The organism is Actinomadura sp. 7K507, from assembly GCF_004348425.1.
In the GTDB taxonomy this organism is placed as follows: Bacteria; Actinomycetota; Actinomycetes; order Streptosporangiales; family Streptosporangiaceae; genus Spirillospora.
Map to the genome: position 1 here is coordinate 19,222 of NZ_SMKK01000079.1, position 17,783 is coordinate 37,004.

The 17,783-nt window shown below is 72.4% G+C and carries 19 protein-coding genes; 14 read left to right on the forward strand and 5 right to left on the reverse strand.

Annotated elements, in window-relative coordinates; genetic code table 11:
* The first annotated feature begins 23 nt into the window (after positions 1 to 23).
* The 7 genes from dxr to E1285_RS19330 all read left to right on the forward strand — a co-directional run bounded on the left by dxr (position 24) and on the right by E1285_RS19330 (position 8,809).
* Entirely contained in the window at positions 24 to 1,277 is a 1,254-nt protein-coding gene (gene dxr / locus E1285_RS19300; RefSeq protein WP_207946671.1) for a 1-deoxy-D-xylulose-5-phosphate reductoisomerase, read from the forward strand.
* Between the two features lie 37 nt (positions 1,278 to 1,314).
* Positions 1,315 to 2,517, forward strand: a complete 1,203-nt coding sequence (locus tag E1285_RS19305; protein WP_132153983.1) for a site-2 protease family protein — start codon at positions 1,315 to 1,317, stop codon at positions 2,515 to 2,517.
* Positions 2,518 to 2,634: 117 nt separating this feature from the next.
* On the forward strand, positions 2,635 to 3,828 hold the full coding sequence (gene ispG, locus E1285_RS19310; RefSeq protein WP_243722905.1) for a flavodoxin-dependent (E)-4-hydroxy-3-methylbut-2-enyl-diphosphate synthase: 1,194 nt from the start codon (positions 2,635 to 2,637) through the stop codon (positions 3,826 to 3,828).
* Positions 3,829 to 4,126: 298 nt separating this feature from the next.
* A complete protein-coding gene (locus tag E1285_RS19315) occupies positions 4,127 to 5,740 on the forward strand; it encodes an alpha/beta hydrolase (RefSeq protein WP_243722906.1) in 1,614 nt (537 codons plus the stop codon).
* A 269-nt stretch (positions 5,741 to 6,009) separates the two neighbouring features.
* Positions 6,010 to 6,852, forward strand: coding sequence for a GNAT family N-acetyltransferase (locus tag E1285_RS19320; protein WP_132154025.1), 843 nt, complete (start codon positions 6,010 to 6,012; stop codon positions 6,850 to 6,852).
* Between the two features lie 27 nt (positions 6,853 to 6,879).
* The gene (locus tag E1285_RS19325; protein ID WP_132153985.1) at positions 6,880 to 7,767 is read left to right on the forward strand and encodes a hypothetical protein; all 888 of its coding nucleotides are present in this window, start codon (positions 6,880 to 6,882) and stop codon (positions 7,765 to 7,767) included.
* A gap of 133 nt (positions 7,768 to 7,900) precedes the next feature.
* Positions 7,901 to 8,809 (forward strand): hypothetical protein, encoded by a 909-nt coding sequence (locus tag E1285_RS19330; protein WP_132153987.1) that lies wholly within the window; start codon positions 7,901 to 7,903, stop codon positions 8,807 to 8,809.
* A 153-nt stretch (positions 8,810 to 8,962) separates the two neighbouring features.
* On the opposite strand, the gene E1285_RS19335 is transcribed toward E1285_RS19330, so the two are convergent.
* Positions 8,963 to 9,364 (reverse strand): DUF3037 domain-containing protein, encoded by a 402-nt coding sequence (locus E1285_RS19335; protein ID WP_132153989.1) that lies wholly within the window; start codon positions 9,362 to 9,364, stop codon positions 8,963 to 8,965.
* The gene (locus tag E1285_RS19340) at positions 9,361 to 10,188 is read right to left on the reverse strand and encodes a HipA family kinase (RefSeq protein WP_132153991.1); all 828 of its coding nucleotides are present in this window, start codon (positions 10,186 to 10,188) and stop codon (positions 9,361 to 9,363) included. The genes E1285_RS19335 and E1285_RS19340 overlap by 4 nt, the downstream gene beginning before the upstream one ends.
* 45 nt (positions 10,189 to 10,233) lie before the next feature.
* Between E1285_RS19340 and E1285_RS19345 the strand changes: the two genes are divergently transcribed.
* Both E1285_RS19345 and E1285_RS19350 read left to right on the forward strand, forming a co-directional pair.
* Positions 10,234 to 10,917 carry a cyclase family protein gene (locus E1285_RS19345; RefSeq protein ID WP_132153993.1) on the forward strand — a complete coding sequence of 228 codons (684 nt, stop codon included), beginning with the start codon at positions 10,234 to 10,236 and terminating at the stop codon, positions 10,915 to 10,917.
* A 60-nt stretch (positions 10,918 to 10,977) separates the two neighbouring features.
* Complete coding sequence (locus E1285_RS19350) at positions 10,978 to 11,721, forward strand: integrase (RefSeq protein ID WP_207946672.1); 744 nt, start codon at positions 10,978 to 10,980, stop codon at positions 11,719 to 11,721.
* A gap of 33 nt (positions 11,722 to 11,754) precedes the next feature.
* Here E1285_RS19350 and E1285_RS19355 read toward each other — a convergent pair whose 3' ends face one another.
* Positions 11,755 to 12,348 (reverse strand): DUF4870 domain-containing protein, encoded by a 594-nt coding sequence (locus E1285_RS19355; protein ID WP_132153997.1) that lies wholly within the window; start codon positions 12,346 to 12,348, stop codon positions 11,755 to 11,757.
* Positions 12,349 to 12,434: 86 nt separating this feature from the next.
* On the opposite strand from E1285_RS19355, the gene E1285_RS45670 reads away from it, so the two are divergent.
* Together E1285_RS45670 and E1285_RS19370 are read left to right on the forward strand one after the other, a co-directional pair.
* Positions 12,435 to 13,379: a hypothetical protein gene (locus tag E1285_RS45670; RefSeq protein ID WP_165966671.1), complete on the forward strand. Its 945-nt coding sequence runs from the start codon at positions 12,435 to 12,437 to the stop codon at positions 13,377 to 13,379.
* A 91-nt stretch (positions 13,380 to 13,470) separates the two neighbouring features.
* Positions 13,471 to 14,103 (forward strand): PaaI family thioesterase, encoded by a 633-nt coding sequence (locus E1285_RS19370; protein ID WP_132154003.1) that lies wholly within the window; start codon positions 13,471 to 13,473, stop codon positions 14,101 to 14,103.
* 34 nt (positions 14,104 to 14,137) lie between these two features.
* On the opposite strand, the gene E1285_RS19375 is transcribed toward E1285_RS19370, so the two are convergent.
* Positions 14,138 to 14,653: a hypothetical protein gene (locus E1285_RS19375; protein WP_132154005.1), complete on the reverse strand. Its 516-nt coding sequence runs from the start codon at positions 14,651 to 14,653 to the stop codon at positions 14,138 to 14,140.
* A gap of 27 nt (positions 14,654 to 14,680) precedes the next feature.
* Between E1285_RS19375 and E1285_RS19380 the strand changes: the two genes are divergently transcribed.
* From E1285_RS19380 to E1285_RS19390, 3 genes are all read left to right on the forward strand, one after another.
* Positions 14,681 to 15,367 carry a response regulator transcription factor gene (locus tag E1285_RS19380; RefSeq protein ID WP_132154007.1) on the forward strand — a complete coding sequence of 229 codons (687 nt, stop codon included), beginning with the start codon at positions 14,681 to 14,683 and terminating at the stop codon, positions 15,365 to 15,367.
* Entirely contained in the window at positions 15,364 to 16,707 is a 1,344-nt protein-coding gene (locus tag E1285_RS19385) for a HAMP domain-containing sensor histidine kinase (protein WP_132154009.1), read from the forward strand. Before E1285_RS19380 ends, E1285_RS19385 begins: the two co-directional genes overlap by 4 nt.
* A 245-nt stretch (positions 16,708 to 16,952) precedes the next feature.
* Positions 16,953 to 17,138 carry a hypothetical protein gene (locus E1285_RS19390; RefSeq protein WP_132154011.1) on the forward strand — a complete coding sequence of 62 codons (186 nt, stop codon included), beginning with the start codon at positions 16,953 to 16,955 and terminating at the stop codon, positions 17,136 to 17,138.
* A gap of 52 nt (positions 17,139 to 17,190) precedes the next feature.
* On the opposite strand, the gene E1285_RS19395 is transcribed toward E1285_RS19390, so the two are convergent.
* Positions 17,191 to 17,667 (reverse strand): SH3 domain-containing protein, encoded by a 477-nt coding sequence (locus E1285_RS19395; RefSeq protein ID WP_132154013.1) that lies wholly within the window; start codon positions 17,665 to 17,667, stop codon positions 17,191 to 17,193.
* Between the last annotated feature and the right edge of the window lie 116 nt (positions 17,668 to 17,783).

Below are 17,783 nucleotides of genomic sequence, written 5' to 3' on the forward strand. Positions count from 1 at the left end.
CGATGCCCGACAATGGAGCGGTGATGTCTCCCTCAAGCCCCGACGCGCCGCTCCGCGAACTCGTCGTGCTCGGCTCCACCGGTTCGATCGGCACCCAGGCGCTGGACGTGGTCCGCCGCAACCCCGGCAGGTTCCGGGTCACCGGCCTCGCGGCAGGCGGGGGGCGGGTCGATCTGCTGGCCGAGCAGGCGCTGGAGTTCCGGCCCGACATCGTCGCCGTCGCCAAGGCGTCCGCCGCGCAGGACCTCCAACTGGCCTTCTACGCCGAGGCCAAGCGGCGCGGCTACTCTTCCGGCGACTTCCCCATCCCGAAGATCGTGACCGGCCGGGACGCCGTCGCCGAGGTCGCGGCGTTCCAGTGCGACGTGGTGCTGAACGGCGTGACCGGCGCGCTCGGCCTGGCCTCCACGCTGGCCGCGCTCGACGCCGGGCGGACGCTCGCGCTGGCCAACAAGGAGTCGCTCATCGTCGGCGGCCCGCTCGTCAAGGAACGGGCGCGGCCGGGGCAGATCGTCCCGGTCGACTCCGAGCACTCGGCGCTCGCCCAGTGCCTGCGCGGCGGCCGCGCCGGGGAGGTCCGGCGGCTCGTGCTGACCGCGAGCGGCGGCCCGTTCCGCGGCCGGAGCCGCGAGGAGCTGGCCGGCGTCACGCCCGAGCAGGCGATGAACCACCCCACCTGGGACATGGGCCCCGTCATCACCATCAATTCCGCGACCCTGGTCAACAAGGGCCTGGAGGTCATCGAGGCGCACCTGCTGTTCGACGTCCCGATGGACCGGATCGAGGTCATGGTGCACCCGCAGTCGGTGATCCACTCGATGGTCGAGTTCACCGACGGCTCCACGCTCGCCCAGGCCAGCCCGCCCGACATGCGGCTGCCGATCGCGCTCGGCATCGACTGGCCGGACCGCGTCCCGGACGCCGCGCCGGGGATCGACTGGACCAGGGCGCACACCTGGGAGCTGTTCCCGCTCGACGACGAGGCGTTCCCCGCGGTCGCGCTGGCGCGCCGGGCCGGTGAGCTGGGCGGGACGTACCCGGCCGTTTACAACGCCGCGAACGAGGAATGTGTGGACGCGTTCCGCGCGGGACGGCTCCCGTTCCTCGGGATAGTCGACACGGTCGCGCGGGTACTGGACGAGCACGGCGAGCAGAGCGAGAGCGGTGAGCACGACGAGCGCGGTCCGGGCGCGCCCGGGGATCTGACGCTGGACGGCGTCCTCGCGGCGGACGGCTGGGCGCGGACCAGGACCAGGGAACTGACCTTGACCGACTGACCCCGGGGCCGCCCGGGACGAACCCAAGGGGACCCCGATGGCCTTCCTCCTCGGCGCGGTGGCCTTCGTCGTCGCGCTGCTGGCGTCGGTGATGCTGCACGAGGGCGGGCACCTGCTCACCGCCAAGCGGTTCGGCATGAAGGCCACGCAGTACTTCGTGGGTTTCGGGCCGACCCTGTGGTCGGTCCGCAGGGGCGAGACCGAGTACGGCGTCAAGGCGATCCCGCTGGGCGGCTTCGTCAAGATCGTGGGTTACACGCCGCTTGAGGAGATCGACGCGGCGGACCGTCCCCGCGCGTTCTTCCGGCAGCCCGCACCGCGCCGCGCGATCGTCATCGGGGCGGGCGTCGTCGCCAACTTCCTGTTCGCGTTCCTGCTGCTCATGGTGATGGCCATGACGATCGGCGTGCGCGAGCCCGGCACGGTGACCAGCACGGTCGCCGAGGTCTCCCCGTGCGTGCCCGCCGGGATGCGCGCCGCCTGCGACGAGGGCCGCCCGCCGTCGCCCGCCGCGCGGGCCGGGCTGCGCGCCGGGGACCGCGTCATCTCCTTCAACGGCACGCCGGTCGCCGACTGGAGGGAGCTCACCGAGGCGATCGACCGGGCCGAACCCGGGCAGCGGGCGCGGCTCGAGGTGCGGCGGCCCGGCGCGGAGCGGCCGGTGACGCTGCCGATCACGCTCGCGGAAGTGGAGGGCGAGCCGTTCGTCGGCATGTCCGCGAAGGTCGTCGGCGCCGGGTACGAGCGGACGGGACCGCTGAACGCGGCGGTGTTCGCCGCGAAGGGCATCGGCAGGACCCTCGCCGGCATCGGCGAGGTCGTGGTGGACCTGCCGTCGGCCCTCCCGAGGCTGTTCTCGCCCGAGCGCGAGAGCTCGCCCGGCGGCCAGGTCGGCAGCGTGGTGGGCGCCACCGACGTGTCCGGGCAGATCTTCGCCTCCGAAGGCTCGACCACCAAGGACAAGCTCGCGCTGTTCCTGTCGCTGGTCGTGTCGCTGAACATCTTCCTCGGGGCGCTCAACCTCCTGCCCCTGCTGCCGCTGGACGGGGGCCATCTCGCCGTGGTCGGCTACGAGCGGGCCCGCGCGGGATTCAACCGGATCCGCGGCCGTCCGGATCCGGGCACCGTCGATATGACCAAGCTCATGCCCTTGACCTACCTCGTCGTCCTGTTGCTCCTGGGGTTCGGGGTGCTGCTGATCCTCGCCGACGTGTTCAATCCGCTCCGGCTACCGGGCTGACCCGAAATGTTTACGCAATGCATCCGGATGGTCACACTGTTGAGTGCCGGGTGCCGTCAACTCGGCCGCGCGGGGCGCTTAGGCTTTGTTACGGGGCCGGCAAGCAAGAGGAGAGGGATGAGCGTTTCACTGGGAATTCCGAGCGTCCGCGGCGAAGGCGACGGTCAGGGGGCGCGGGGTCCCATCGCGGCACGCCGCCGGTCCCGGCAGATCATGGTCGGGAACGTGCCGGTGGGCGGCGACGCCCCGGTGTCGGTGCAGTCCATGACCACGACCCTCACCGCCGACGTGAACAGCACGCTGCAGCAGATCGCGGAGCTGGCGACGTCCGGCTGCCAGATCGTCCGTGTCGCGGTGCCGTCGCAGGACGACGCCGACGCGCTTCCCGCGATCGCGAGCAAGTCGCCGATCCCGGTCATCGCCGACATCCACTTCCAGCCGAAGTACGTGTTCGCGGCGATCGACGCGGGCTGCGCGGCCGTGCGCGTCAACCCCGGCAACATCAAGAAGTTCGACGACCGGGTCGGTGAGATCGCCAAGGCGGCCAGGGACGCCGGCGTGCCGATCCGCATCGGCGTGAACGCCGGTTCGCTGGACAAGCGGCTGCTGGAGAAGCACGGCAGGGCCACGCCCGAGGCGATGGTGGAGTCGGCGCTGTGGGAGTGCTCGCTGTTCGAGGAGCACGACTTCCGCGACATCAAGATCTCGGTCAAGCACAACGACCCGGTCGTGATGATCGAGGCGTACCGGCAGCTGGCCGCCGCCTGCGACTACCCGCTGCACCTGGGCGTGACCGAGGCCGGCCCGGCCTTCCAGGGCACGATCAAGTCGGCGGTGGCGTTCGGGTCGCTGCTCGCCGCCGGGATCGGCGACACGATCCGGGTGTCGCTTTCGGCGCCTCCGGTCGAGGAGGTCAAGGTCGGCTCGGCCATCCTGGAGTCGCTCGGGCTGCGCGAGCGCGGGCTGGAGATCGTGTCCTGCCCGTCGTGCGGGCGTGCGCAGGTGGACGTGTACACGCTCGCCGAGCAGGTCACCGCCGGGCTGAAGGACTTCCCCGTCCCGCTGCGCGTCGCCGTGATGGGCTGCGTGGTGAACGGCCCGGGTGAGGCGCGCGAGGCCGACCTGGGCGTCGCGTCCGGCAACGGCAAGGGCCAGATCTTCGTCAAGGGGGAGGTCGTCAAGACCGTCCCCGAGGCGCAGATCGTGGAGACCCTGATCGAGGAGGCCATGCGCATCGCCGACGAGATGGGCATCGAGATCGGCGAGGACGGCTCGGTCTCCGGCCCCGGCGCCGACGTCGTGGTCGGCTGACGCCGTAACGCACGCAGGGCCTCGGGTGGCGAACCCGGGGCCCTTTCGCATGCCCGGCTCGCATGCCCGGCTCCCGGTCGTCCGCCCGGTCGCCCCCGCGCGGAACGCGGAACGTCCCGGCCGATCACGAAGTTCCGATGATCTTGTCACGATTGCGTATCCAGTCACCCCGGCCCTTGCCGCCCCGAGGGACGAAGTGCCGACAATCTCCACGCAATCCGCATCCGCTACGTATCGGCGCAGCTCCCCCTCCGGTCCCGAAGCCGGGCCCCCGGAGCCGCCGATCTGAGGGGGTCAAGTGAACAGGATCGTTCTCGTCGCGGCCGCAGTGGCCGTGACGTTCGGCGGCACCGGCGCCGTCGTCCCCGCGAGCGCGGACACCGGCCCGTCCGGCGCCGGTGCCGCCGCCGCGCTCGCGGCCCAGGAGATCGACTGGGGCGAATGCGAGGTGAGCGGCCCCGACGACCCGATGAACCACGCCCAGTGCGCCCAGGTCGAGGTGCCCCTCGACTACAGCGAGCCGGGCGGCCGCAAGATCTCCATCGCGGTGTCGCGCTTCAGGCACACCGACGAGGAGAACTACAAGGGCGTCCTGTTCGTGAACCCGGGCGGGCCCGGCGGATCCGGCCTCGCGTACGCGCCCGCGCTCGCCCGCTGGATCGGCGGCACCGGCCACGCCGACGTCGCGGCCAAGTACGACATCATCGGCTTCGACCCGCGCGGTGTCGGCTCCAGCAAGCCCGCGCTGACCTGCGACCCGAACTACAACGACCCGATCCGCCCCGCCTACGTGCCGGACTCCTGGCGCGAGGAACTGGCGTGGATCGCCAAGTCGAAGAAGTACGCGCAGGACTGCGAGAAGAAGTTCGGCTGGATGCTGCCGCACATGCGCACCACCGACGCCGCGCGCGACATCGACACGATCCGCGCCGCCCTCGGCCAGGAGAAGATCAACTGGTACGGCTTCTCCTACGGCACCTACCTCGGGGCCACCTACGCCACGCTCTTCCCCGAGCGCGTGCAGCGGATGGTGATGGACGGCAACGTCAACCCGAAGAACGTCTGGTACAAGAGCCAGCTCGAACAGGACAAGGCGTTCGAGCGCAACATACGCCTCTGGTTCGCCTGGATCGCCGAACACGACTCGGTCTACCATCTCGGCACGTCCGAGAAGGCCGTCCGAGCCAAGTACTACAAGGCGCTCGACGCCGCGGAGAAGTCGCCGATCGGCGGCGAGATCGGCCCGGCGGAGCTGACCGACATCCTGCTCAGCGCCGGGTACAACACCGGCTACTACATCCCGTTCGCCGAGGCGCTCTCGGCCTGGATCAACGACGAGGACCCCTCGGGCCTGCTCGCCTACCTCAACCCCGGCGGCCAGGACAACGACTTCGCGGTCTACCTCGCCGTCCAGGGCGCCGACGCCCCGTGGCCCCGCAACTGGGGCAAGTGGCACCACGACGCGGCGAAGCTCCACCGGCAGGGCTACAAGTTCGAGACGTGGGGCAACGTCTGGTTCAACGCGCCCGTCGCCTTCTGGCCCTTCAACGGGGGCCCGCGGCTGAAGCTGAAGGGCGGCAAGGACCTGCCGGGCATGCTGCTCGTCCAGTCCACCAAGGACGCGGCGACGCCGGTCGAGGGCGGCCTGGAGATGCACAAGGTCTTCCCGTCCTCGCGGCTGGTGTTCGAGGTCGGCGGCAAGACCCACTCCAACACGCTCAACGGCAACGCGTGCCTGGACGACAGGGTCGCCGCGTACCTCGACACCGGCGCGCTGCCGGACTCCCGCCGAGGCCCGGACGCCTACTGCAAGGCCGTCCCGGAACTCAACGACCCGGACCCGACGGCCGTGCAGCTGAAGGCCGCTCCCGGGGCTCCCGCGGGCAAGGACCTTCCGGTCGGACGCCCGTAGCGCACTGAACCGTGGCGTGCCCGCCGCGCTCCACCCCGTGGGGCGGGCGGGCACGCCTTCGGCAGGACGGGGACAGGGCCTCCCGCCGCGTCCTGCGACTGGATCGGCTTCCCCCTCCGGCCGCGCCCCCACCAAGCCCGTTTCCGGCCGGTGATGCCCGAGCCCGTGAGGTGCTTGGACCGCGGACGACATAGGCTTGTCCACGTGGTGCTTTCAGTGGTGAGGGCCGAACGGGGGCCGTCCCCGTCGCGGAGCCGGTAGCCGTGCGCATGCTGGGCTCGATGCCGGTGCGCGTGCTGGACGACCGGCACCGGGCGGAGGCCCTCGCGATCCTGGACGCCGACCCGGTGTCCAACGTGTTCGTCAGTTCCCGCGTGCACGCCGCGGGGCTCGACCCGCGCCGTCTCGGCGCCCAGATGTGGGGCTACATGCACGACGGGCGCCTCGCCTCGCTGTGCTACTCCGGCGCGAACCTCATCCCGGTCGCGGCGGGGCCCGAGGCCGTCCGCGCGTTCGCCGAGCGGGCCCGCGCCCAGGGACGCCGCTGCTCGTCCATCGTCGGGCCCGTCGAAGCCGTCGGCGAGCTGTGGGAGATCCTCTCGCCGTACTGGGGGGCGCCCCGGGCCGTCCGCACGGACCAGCCCGTGATGGCCACCTCCGCCGTCCCCGACGCGCCGCCCGACACCGGTGTCCGGCGGGTCCGGATGGAGGAGTTCGACGTCGTCTACCCGGCCTGTGTGGCGATGTTCACCGAAGAGGTCGGGGTCTCGCCCAACGCCGGCGACGGGGGAGTGCTCTACCGCGCACGCGTCGCCGAACTGATCCGCGACGGCCGCGCTTTCGCCCGCATCGAGGACGGCCGCGTCATGTTCAAGGCCGAGATCGGCGCGGTGACCCCCCGGGCCTGCCAGGTGCAGGGCGTGTGGGTGCCGCCCGAGCTGCGGGGCGAGGGCCGTTCCGTGGCGGGAATGTCCGCGGTGGTGCGGGAGGCGCTGCGCGGCGTCGCGCCGACCGTCTCGCTGTACGTCAACGACTACAACACGCGGGCGCGGGCCGCCTACCGGCGAGTCGGATTCACCGAGGTCGGTTCCTTCATGTCGATCCTGTTCTGAGGCATTCAACCCAGGTACCATCCGCCCGTGGAGTTCGCCGGGGCATTACGGCAGGCCATCCAGGCCAGCGGGCTGACCCTGGAACGGATCCGCCACCGGCTCCGCCGCCGCGGCCTGACCGTCAGCGTGGCCACCCTCAGCTACTGGCAGCGCGGCCGCAGCCGCCCGCGCTCGCGGCCCGTCGTGATGGCGCTGGAGGAGATCCTCCAGGTGCCGCCGGGAGCCCTGACCGAGCTGCTGGACGACCCCGCCCCCGCCGCGCCCGCCGGCCGCGCCGGCCGCGCGGCCGGCCCGTCCGGCGCCGCCGAGCGCGGCCGCCCGGTGCGGGAACTGTGGCCCGACCCGGACGGGTACGCCGGCCTCGTCGGGCAGCTCGACCGGTCCGGGGACCACCGGCTCGAACGGCTCAGCATCCACGACGTGTACCGGCTCGACGACATCCGCCGCTCCTGGACGCTGTCGGTGCGGACCGTCCTGCGCGCGGCGGGCGACGACATCGACCGGGTCGTGTGCGTCCACGAGGCCGGAGCCGGGAACGCCGACCTCGCGCAGGTGCGGTACTGCCGCCCCGGGCGGATCCGCGCCGACGGCGGGCTGATGGCGTTCGAGCTGGTCTTCGACCGCGTCCTGTCGGCGGGCGACACCGCGGTCGTCGAGTACGAGCTGGGACCCGTCGGGGAACCCGCGCACGACAGCTACGACCGGCGCTTCCCCCACCCCGTCCACGACTACGTGGCGATCATCCAGTTCGCGGGCGAGCGGCTCCCCGCGCGCTGCTACGGCTTCGCCGCCGAGAGCTCCCGGTCGCCGCGGCAGCGGCTCGGCGAGCTGTGGATCGGCACGTCCGGCAGCGCGAACTTCGCGGCCGGGGCGGTGCGGCGCGGAATCGTCGGCATCGAATGGGAGTGGCATTAGCGCTGGGGCGTGGTTGTGGGAAATTGCCGGTTGGAATCGGGCCCCCGGGGCCTTACAGTGAGCGCTGAAGTCGCAAGCGCAGCAGTCAAGGCCGTCATGCGGGGGCCGGCCGGACGAGATCCGGAGGCCAGCGGTGCAGAGTGTCGCAGAAGACGATCTCCTACAGGTGCTGCAGTACGGTCCCTTCAACGTCGCCTTGCACGCGGCCATCCAGGCCCGGGGCCTGAGCCTCGACTCGCTGCGCCGCCGCCTTGAGGAACAGGGCATCGCGGTCAGCCTGTCCACGCTGAGCTACTGGCAGCGCGGCCGGACGCGCCCCGAGCGAGCCGACTCGATGCGCGCCGTCCGCGGCCTCGAAGTCATCCTCGAACTGCCGCGCCATTCGCTGCTCACCCTGCTGAAGCCGACCGCGGAGCGCCCCGCGGGGCCGTGGCTGCCGGTGGAGGAACTGTGCCCCGAGCCGGGCGTCCGCGACCTGCTCGACGAGATCGGCGACCGCGGCGAGCGGCAGCTCACCGGCCTCAGCCTGCACGACCAGCACACCATCGGCCGCCGCCGGGAACTGCGCGAGGTCCGGTCCCGGGCGGTGTTCCAGGCGCAGCAGCGCGGCGTCGACCGCTGGATCGCCGTCTACCACCACCCGCAGGGCGTCCTGCCGTCCTCGCGCACCGCGCGCGGCTGCCGGTTCGGTCGCGTCCGGATGGACGAGTCGAGCGGCCTCATCGCCGCCGAGCTGCTGTTCGACCGGGCACTCGGCCGCGGCGAGACCTACCTGCTGGAGTACGGCTTCGGATTCGACGAGACGGGCCCGCCCGTGACCGAGGAAGGGCGCGGGTTCCGCACCCCGCAGCACGAGTTCCTCATCGAGGTCCGGTTCCACCCGGCCACGCTCCCCGCCCGCTGCTACCGGACGTGGCGTCCCGACGGCAACACCGCCCTCAAGGACTCGGCCGACCTGCGCATGTCCAGCTACCACAGCGTCCACTTCATCGAGTTCGGCATGGCCGCCGGCTACCACGGCATCCGCTGGGAGTGGACGTGATTTATGCTTTCACGACCTCGCCCCCTCGCCTGGCGGCTCGGGGGCGAATCGTGAAAGTGCGAGCGCGAATCGCTTCGCGATCTTCGCTGGAAGCTTCGCCTTCGGCTCGCTTCCAGCTCAGGTAGCGCGCTCGCGTGCGGATGCGGGCTTTTGCTACCTCACCAGGAGGTTCAGTAGGCGGTCTAGTTCTGCCTCTGGGTCGTGGGTGAGGCCGGCGTGGGCGGGGCCGGGCTGGACGATCGTGCTGCGGGGGGCGGTCAGCCATCGGAAGCGGGTGCCCGGGGACTCCTTCGCGGCCTGGCCGGCGTGCTCGCCGCCGCAGCAGACGGCGTCCACGGCCTTGAGCGCCGACCGCACGCCCTCCAGATCCAGGGACGGGTCCAGCGCCAGGAGGCGCGGCTCGTCCAGATGCGTGCGGCACCCGAGGTAGTCGAGCGCCCGGCAGTAGACCACCACGCCCACGTTCATGACCTCGCCCCGCTCGACGCGCGGGATGACGCGCAGCGCCGCGTACTCGAACACCGTGGGTTCGGCCGCCGTCCTGATGTTGCTCATGGTGCGCCCCCGAGCCAGTCGGGGCGGTTCCCGCCGCGCTTGGACGCCGCGGTGGGACGGTGCCCGCCGACGTCGGTGGCGGGCAGCCAGTCGCGCGGCTTCCCGGCGCGCGGCAGCAGGACGCCGAGGTAGGCGTCGCGCACGGCCTGGGGGCTCTCGAAGCCGGGCTCGCCCTCCAGCCAGCGGTCGGGAACGAGCCCGATCACCTCGCGCAGCAGGTCTTCGGTGATCTTCGGGGCGAGTTCCGCCTCGGCGGCGTCCAGCTCCTTCGCGTACGGCGTCAGGACATGGTCGTCCAGGTCGTACGGCCCGGAGAACAGCCGCGCCGCGTTCGACCAGGCGTGGTGGAAGATGAGGCTCGCGCCGTGGTCGATCAGCCACAGGTCGCCGTGCCAGACCAGCATGTTCGGGTTGCGCCAGCTGCGGTCGACGTTGCCGATGAACGCGTCGAACCACAGCACCCGGGACGCGAACCCCGGGTCGGGCTTCCAGCCCAGCGGGTCGAACCCGAGGGACCCGGGCAGGAAGTCGACGCCGAGGTTCCAGCCGGGGCTGGCCTTCAGCAGGTCCTGCACGTCGGGGTCGGGCTCGTGCCGTCCGATGGCCGGGTCCAGGTCGATGAGCACCTGGTCGGGGACGCGGAAGCCGAGCCGCCGCGCCAGCTCGCCCGCGATCACCTCGGCGATCAGGGCCTTGCGCCCCTGCCCGGCACCGTGGAACTTCATGACGTAGGTGCCGAGGTCGCCGGCTTCGACGATGCCCGGCAGCGACCCGCCCTCACGCAGCGGCGTCACGTATCGGATGGCTGTCACATGTGGCAACACGCCGCAACGCTATCGGGTGCCGGTGCGGGGGAGATAATCGCTTTCATGGGCGTTGAGCTGCTGGACCTTTCGGTGCCGATCCTCACCGGCATGCCCGTCTACCCGGGTGATCCCGAGGTGGAGGCCGTCCCCGCGCTGACGGTCGCGGAGGCCGGTGTGAACGTCCTGCGCCTGCACATGGGCTCGCAGACCGGCACCCACGTGGACGCCCCGTTCCACGTCGACGATGCGCTGCCGCGCCTTGACGAGCTTCCGCTGAGCCGCTTCACCGGCCCGGCGGTCGTCATGGACGCCCGCGGACTGCCGCCCCGCACGCCCATCGGCCCGGAGCTGCTGCCGGGCGGTCTCGCGCCCGGTGCCGTCCTGCTCATCGCGACGGGCTGGGCCGGCCACTGGGGGACCGATGCCTACCATGCCCATCCGTACCTCGCTCCCGAGACCGCCGAGTCGGTCGTCGCCGCCGGCGTCCGGACGGTGGGGATCGACGCGCTCAGCGTCGACCGCACCCCACCGCCGGGTTCGGAGGACTTCTCCCTGGCCGTCCACCGCGTCCTCTGCGGGGCGGGTGCGGTGATCGCCGAGAACCTCACCGGGCTCGGCCGGGTCGTCGAGGCGCAGGAGGCGGGCTGCGCGATCGAGGTGTCGCTCTTCCCGATCGCCCTCGCCGGCGCGGACGGCGCCCCGGTCCGCGCCGTGGCCCGCGTGGACGACCGGGCCGTCCTCGTCTGAACGGCGCGGCCTGCCGGCGCGTCCATACTTACTCGGACGTGCGTCGGAAGGATGGTCGCTGTGAAGGTCACGTGGGCCACGGAACAGGGGAGCGCCGAGCGGGGCAACGAGGATTTCGTGGCCGCCGCCCCCGGCGCCGTCGTCGTGCTCGACGGCTGCGGGCTGCCGCTCGGCACCGACCTCGGATGCGTGCACGGGACCGCCTGGTACGCGCGGTCGCTCGGCACCCGGCTGCTGGCGCGGATGCTGGACGGTCTCGGCCCGCAGGCCCGCCCGCCGGTGGGGCCGCCCGAGGGGGTGCACCGGCCGGGGCAGCGGCCGCTGGTGGCGCGGCTGGCCGGAGCGATCGCCGACGTCGCCGCGTCCCACCGGGAGAGCTGCGACCTGCGGGCGCCCACGACGCCGGCGGCCACGGTCCTCGCCCTGCGGGTGCGCGGCGAATGGGTCGACTACCTGGTGCTGGCGGACTCGACCCTGTTGCTGGACGGCCGGCGCGGCGTGGAGGCGGTCACCGGCGGCCCGTCCTACGCCGCGGCCGATCCGGCGATGGCCGAGGCCGCGATCACGGGAACGGTGCCGATGGGCGAGCTGGACCGCGCGAGCCTGCTGACCGACGGCGCCACGCGGCTCGTGGACACGTTCGGGGTCACCGGGTGGGACGGGCTTGCCGAGCTGGCGGCGGACCCCGGACCCGCCGAGCTGATCGAGCGGAACCGGGAGATCGAGCGCACCGATCCCCGGGCCGCCCGGTGGCCGCGGGCCAAGGTCCACGACGACGCGACCGCCGCGGTCTGCGCCTTCTGAGTCCCTGGATCCCGGGTCACCGGGCCGGCCGGGTCACCGGATCATCCGGAAGCAGAAGAAGGTCGGGAAGCGGTAGTACTGCCTCTTGCCCGACTTCACCGCGCCGAGGATGAGGAACACCCACTGCCCGATCAGCAGTTCGAGGTACGGCAGGGCCAGCAGGGCGAGGAACGCCCACGCCTCCAGGATGATGGCGGGCGGCACGCAGACGGCCGCGACGGCCAGGAGGTGGATCAGCAGCGTGATCTGGTAGTTCAGGGCCTGGGCCGCGTGGAACCGGGTGAACGGCTCGGTGTTCTTCTTCACCAGGTAGATGATCAGCGGCGCGAGGAAGCCGACCAGGATTACCCCGACGTAGGAGAAGACCGCCCAGGTCGTGTCCTGGGCAGGGGGCTGCTGCGGGCCGTAGGGGACGCCGGGAGGGCCGTACCCCCAGCGCGGGTCGTAGGGACCCCCGGGCGGCGGCTGTCCCCCGGGCGGTGCGCCGTAGGGAGGTTGCCCGCCCGGAGGGGCGCCGTAGGGAGGCTGCCCTCCGGGCGGCGCGCCATAAGGAGGCTGCCCGGGTGCCTGCCCGTAGGAGCCCGGGTAGGGCGGCGGCTGGTCGGGCGGCGGGGGCTGGTCCGTCACTGGCCTCGTCCTTCAATGCTCACGGGGTCTCGCACGAACCTATCTGAGTGCCGTCCGCCGCCGCAGGTGCGCTACCGTCCCCGATCATGAAGGGTGACAAGGGACCCGGCGACAGCGGGTCGCGGAACCCGTACCCGCTGCCGGGGCAGGGGTGGGATCCGCTTCAGAGCGACCCGCCGCCGGGCTCGGGCCCGCCCTCCCCGGCGGAGATGTCGCCGCCTCCGATCCCGGGCATGCCGCCGTCCGAGGCGACGCCCGGCAGCGAACACGCCGCGTATCCGGCCGGCGGCCGTTCGGTGGGGTCCGGGCCTCTGATCTGGCTGATGTTCATCGGCCCCTTCGCGGTCGCGATGGTGGTCATCCTCTCCTGGGGCGCGTACCAGATCTACGGCGGCGACGGCGACGGCGACGGCGCCGACGTGTCGGCCAGCCCGCCGGACTCGCCGGAGCCGGAGCCGATCAGCACCGTCCCGCCGAAGGTGAAGGGGTGGGACGCGGTCACCAGCGCCAAGTACGGCATGACCTATGACGTCCCGTCCTCGTGGCGCATCCTTTCCTCCACGGTCCTCATCGGGTGGGAGGCGGCCGCGGGCGAGCAGCAGTCGATGATGAGCTCCGCCGCGGTGTTCCGCGAGGACAGCTGCAAGGACGGAGACGACGAGTACACCCGCGCCCACACGGGCTTCAATCAGTACATCGAGGGCAGCCTGACCGGCGTCGCCGAGCACGCCGCGAAGAAGTGGGCGACGAACGCCTACACCGTCGAGGGCGATCCGCCCCCGTCGATCGCCCTGAGGGCCCCGGAGGCCGTGAAGGCCGGGCGGAAGAAGGCCGTGCACGTCCGTGCCGACATCGTCGTGAAGAGCACGGGGCGGTGCGTCTCACCCACCGCGGTCGTGCACACGGTCGCCGTCCCCGGCGTCGCGCCCGGCAAGACGACGGTGTTCATACTGCTGTCCGACCAGGGCATCCCGGACGCGGCGCCGAAGGCGGAGATCAAGAAGATCCTCGGCAGCCTCCGGCCCAGCTGATCGGCACGCTGCCGATCTTCATGCGGGACCCCGCCGTCCGGTCCATGCCGCCCCACATCCTAGAATCACGTTCGGGAATTTGGAGGGGCGTATGAGCGCGATGCCGGCGGAACGGCAGCAGCTGGCCGACGACGAGGTGGCGGCGCGGGCCGGCCTCGCCGCCAGGGTGCGCGAGCTGGCGGAGGCGGCGATCCTCACCGGAGCCGACCCCGCCGAGGCCGCCGCGGTGGCGGACGAGGTCGAGGCCCTGACCGCGCGGCTCGCGGTCGGGCGGAGCGAGGCCCCGCCGTACGTGGTGGAACACACGGGCGTCATGGAACGGCACAGTGCCAACCCGGTCACCGGCACCCTCAACCCGTTCGCGCCACCGGTCGACCTGGGCGTCACCCCGGACGGCGCGGTCCGCGGCGAGTTCACGCTCAGCCCCCTCTACGAGGGGCCGCCGACGTACGTGCACGGCGGCGTCTCCGCCATGGTGCTCGACCAGGCCCTGGGCATGGCGGCGGCCGTCTCCGGGACGCCCGGCATGACGGCGACCCTGGAGCTGCGCTACCGGCGTCCCACCCCGCTCGGCGTCCCGCTCCTCATCGAGGCGAAGTTCAGCCGCCTGGAGGGACGCAAGATCTGGGCGTCCGGGAGCATCGCCGGACCGGACGGGCGCGTCACGGTGGAGGCCACCGCGATGTTCATCCAGCCGCAGCGGTTCGTCACGTCGGGGCGCTGACCGCGCTCCGGGCGGCGCAGGGGCCGCGAACCGGTCAGTACTCGTAGACCTTGACCGCCGGATCGCCGCCGGACCACGTCGCGACGACCGACGAGGAGCGCTCGTCGCCGAGGAAGTCGACACGGAGCCATCCCCCCGCCCGCGTCACCCGCGTCTCGTAGCCCGGGTCGGGCGTCGCCGACACCAGCCGCACGCGGTCCTTCTCGACCGACAGGACGGCGCGGCCGCCGCGCGTGACGTAGCTGCGCACGTTGTCGTCCGGCTTCGGGACGGAGGTCCTCGTCTCCCGCTCCGGATCGGCGGGCGGCGCCTTCGCGGACCTGGCCGGCCTCGGCCCCTCGTCCTCGTCCGCCGGCGGGCTCGGGCGGGACGTCGGTGAGCCGATGTTCGTCGGCGGGCTGGAGTGGATGACCGGACCGGCGATCGGCGGCGGCGCCGACCTCTCCGACACCGCGCCGCGCACGACACCGCGCACTCCGAGCCAGGAGAGCGTCACCGCGAGCGCGGTCACCCCGGCCCACGGGGCAACATACGACATCGCGCGACGCATGGGCACATGGTGGCATACGGTTCCGCCATGGCGAGTGTTCTGGTGGTCGAGGATGACGCGAATGTCCGGACCGCCCTGATCCGGGAACTGAGTGTGCGGTCGCACGTCGTGCGCAGCGTCGGGACGGCCATGGACGCGCTGCGCGAGGTCACCCAGGCGCCGCCCGACGTCGTCGTGCTCGACCTGGGGCTGCCCGACCTCGACGGCGCGGAGGTGCTGAAGATGCTGCGCGGGATCTCCGACGTCCCCGTCATCATCGCGACCGCACGCGACGACGAGCCCGAGATCGTCCGGCTGCTGAACGCCGGCGCCGACGACTACCTCATCAAACCGTTCTCCATCGAGCATCTCAGCGCCCGGCTCGCGGCGGTCCTGCGCAGGTCCGTGCGGTCCGGGCCGACCGCCGAGCTCAGCGTCGGCGGCCTGCACATCGACCTGGACCGCAGAGAGGCGATGCTGGACGGCGAGCCCCTCGAACTGACCCGCCGCGAGTTCGACCTCCTCGCCTACCTGGCCGCCCGACCCGGACGCGTCGTGGCGCGGCGCGAGCTCCTCGCCGAGGTGTGGCGGCAGGCGTACGGCGACGACCAGACCATCGACGTCCACCTGTCCTGGCTCCGCCGCAAACTCGGCGAGACCGCCGCCGCCCCCCGCTACCTGCACACGGTCCGCGGCGTCGGGGTCCGACTGGCCGAGCCCGATCCGAGACCATGAGGAAGACGCTCGCCCTGGTGTCCCTCGCGGTCACCTCGATGGTCGCGCTGGCGTTCCTCATCCCGCTCGCGCTGACCGTCCGGGAGATCGCCCGGGACGGTGCCCTCACCGCCGCCGAACGGCAGGCCAGCGCGCTCGGCCCCGTCCTCGTCGTCACCGAGGACCCGGCCGCCCTCGAACGGGCCGTCGCCAGCACCGAGGCGGGCGCAGCGAAACGGATGACCGTGCACATGCCGGACGGCGGGCTCGTCCCGAGGAACGGCCACGGCGAGTTCGGCGCCAGCCCCGAGCAGGTCGCCGAGGCCGGGCGGCGGGGACGCGCCTACACCGCCCACGTGAACGGCGGGTACGCGCTGCTGCAGCCGGTGTCGCTGGACGCGGGCCGCACCGCCGTCGTCGAGGTCTTCCTGCCCGACGACGACCTGTCGCGCGGCGTGTGGCAGGCGTGGCTCGTCATGACGACCGTCGCCGCCGCCCTCGTCGCCGGGTCCGTCGCCGCCGCCGTCTGGCTCGGCAACCGGATGATCCGCTCCACCCGCCGGCTCGCCGAGGCCGCCAGCGCGTTCGGCGACGGGGAGATGTCGGTGCGCATCGAACCGGACGGGCCGCCGGAGCTGGTCGAGGCGGGGCTGGCGTTCAACGCGATGGCCGACCACGTCGTCCAGCTCCTGTCCGCGGAACGGGAGATGGCCGCCGACCTCTCGCACCGGCTGCGCACCCCGCTCGCCGCGCTCCGCCTCAACGCCGAGGCCCTCGGGGAAGGCCCCGTCGCCGACCAGACCCGCGAGGCCGTCGACCGCATCGAGCACGAGGTCGACCAGATCATCCGGACCGTCCGGCGCCCGACCGGCCGGGGGAACTGCGACGCCGCCAAGGTCCTGCGCGACCGCGTCTCGTTCTGGTCGGTCCTCGCCGAGGACGAGGGACGCTCCTGCGAACTGATCGGCGCCGAGGGCGCCGCGCCGCTCCCGGTGCCGGGGACCGAGCTCGCCGCGGCCGTCGACGCGCTGCTCGGCAACATCTTCCGCCACACCTCCGAAGGCACCGGCTTCGCCGTCACCCTCCACCAGGGCCAGGGCGTCACCGGGATCCTCGTCGCCGACGCCGGCCCCGGCATCACCGACCCTGACGCGGCGCTGAAACGGGGCAGCAGCGGCGGCGGCTCCACGGGCCTCGGCCTGGACATCGCCCGCCGCGCCGCCGAGTCCACGGGCGGCTACCTGCGCATCCACCGCAGCGTCCTCGGCGGGGCCCAGGTGCAGATCTGGTTCCGCACCAAGTGGCTGCCGCCGGCCCGCCGCTCCCGCCGCCTCGTCCGCCGCCGCCACTCCCGCACCTAGCGGTCGCGTCCCTCCCGCAGTTCCGCGACGGCCTGCTCGACCCGCCGGCGCCGCGTCTCCGGCTCCATCCCGGTCGCCGTCCTACCGCCCAGCTCCAGCGTCGCCCGAAACCTCATGCCGGCCTCCTCGCTCGATCCCGCTCTCGCCAGAGCGTCGATCGGCCCGCCGCCGGATCGACATAGCCGGAACTTAAATCCGCCTTAACGCCGGAGAGGGCCTCCCGGCGCGCCCCTAGCCTGGCGGGCATGAAGAGCCCCCGCTCCCCGTACGAGCCTCGCCGCTCCCAGTACGTGGCCGCCGGGATCGTCGCCGTCGTCGGCCTCGCCGTCGCCGCGCTCATCGCCGTCCTGGCCATCCGCGCGAGCGGCAACGTCCCCACGGCCCCCAGCTCCTACATGATCAAGCTGAACCTCCCGGCCCCAGGACGCTGAACGCCCCGCCCCATCATCGGCGCGATGGGGCGAGGCGAAGGGTGCGCGGCCGTCAGCAGTTGCGGTAGTCGATGTACCACTTGCCGTTGCCGTGGCCGATCTTGTAATCGGCGATCCAGTGGCTGCTGTGCCGGAGCTTCACCCACAGGTAGCCGTCCCTGCGCTGGATGCTGTTCCAGTTCGTGGTGACGTGCTTGCCGTGCTCGAGGGTGTCGACCACCTTGTACCGGGTGCCCGGCCCGTTGCGGACGTTCAGCCCGTTGGACGGGAGAACCCGGCCGTTGCACCAGCGCGCACGCTCTGCGTTCCGCTCCTTCAGCCGTTCCAGCGCCTTGGCGGCGCCCTCGGGCCCCACTTCGATGGCGCCCGGCCCGTGTCCTTCCTCCTGCGAGGGCCGAGGCTGGGCGGTGCCCTGCTCGTCCTGCCCCGGGTTCGGCGGCGGCTGCGAAGCGGCGGCCACACCGCCGAGCGCGCCCCCCGCGAGCGCGACGGCGGCCAGATTGACGCCGAGCTTTACCCCTACATGCATCCTTGTTCCTCCAGATCGGTCCGACGTACAGCGTCTAGCTACCCAGAGTCACTTTAAATGGACGCAACGTAACGAAGATTCTTCTTGGTCGACCCCGCCCCTACCCGGCCCTCCTT

Bases quoted from the DNA above. Each gene is read 5' to 3' on its own strand.
- E1285_RS19395 (WP_132154013.1), bottom strand. From the start codon at position 17,667: ATGCATGTAGGGGTAAAGCTCGGCGTCAATCTGGCCGCCGTCGCGCTC.
- E1285_RS19320 (WP_132154025.1), top strand. From the start codon at position 6,010: ATGCTGGGCTCGATGCCGGTGCGCGTGCTGGACGACCGGCACCGGGCG.
- dxr (WP_207946671.1), top strand. From the start codon at position 24: ATGTCTCCCTCAAGCCCCGACGCGCCGCTCCGCGAACTCGTCGTGCTC.
- E1285_RS19305 (WP_132153983.1), top strand. From the start codon at position 1,315: ATGGCCTTCCTCCTCGGCGCGGTGGCCTTCGTCGTCGCGCTGCTGGCG.
- ispG (WP_243722905.1), top strand. From the start codon at position 2,635: ATGAGCGTTTCACTGGGAATTCCGAGCGTCCGCGGCGAAGGCGACGGT.
- E1285_RS19390 (WP_132154011.1), top strand. From the start codon at position 16,953: ATGAAGAGCCCCCGCTCCCCGTACGAGCCTCGCCGCTCCCAGTACGTG.
- E1285_RS19370 (WP_132154003.1), top strand. From the start codon at position 13,471: ATGAGCGCGATGCCGGCGGAACGGCAGCAGCTGGCCGACGACGAGGTG.
- E1285_RS19385 (WP_132154009.1), top strand. From the start codon at position 15,364: ATGAGGAAGACGCTCGCCCTGGTGTCCCTCGCGGTCACCTCGATGGTC.
- E1285_RS45670 (WP_165966671.1), top strand. From the start codon at position 12,435: ATGAAGGGTGACAAGGGACCCGGCGACAGCGGGTCGCGGAACCCGTAC.
- E1285_RS19375 (WP_132154005.1), bottom strand. From the start codon at position 14,653: ATGCGTCGCGCGATGTCGTATGTTGCCCCGTGGGCCGGGGTGACCGCG.
- E1285_RS19335 (WP_132153989.1), bottom strand. From the start codon at position 9,364: ATGAGCAACATCAGGACGGCGGCCGAACCCACGGTGTTCGAGTACGCG.
- E1285_RS19380 (WP_132154007.1), top strand. From the start codon at position 14,681: ATGGCGAGTGTTCTGGTGGTCGAGGATGACGCGAATGTCCGGACCGCC.
- E1285_RS19345 (WP_132153993.1), top strand. From the start codon at position 10,234: ATGGGCGTTGAGCTGCTGGACCTTTCGGTGCCGATCCTCACCGGCATG.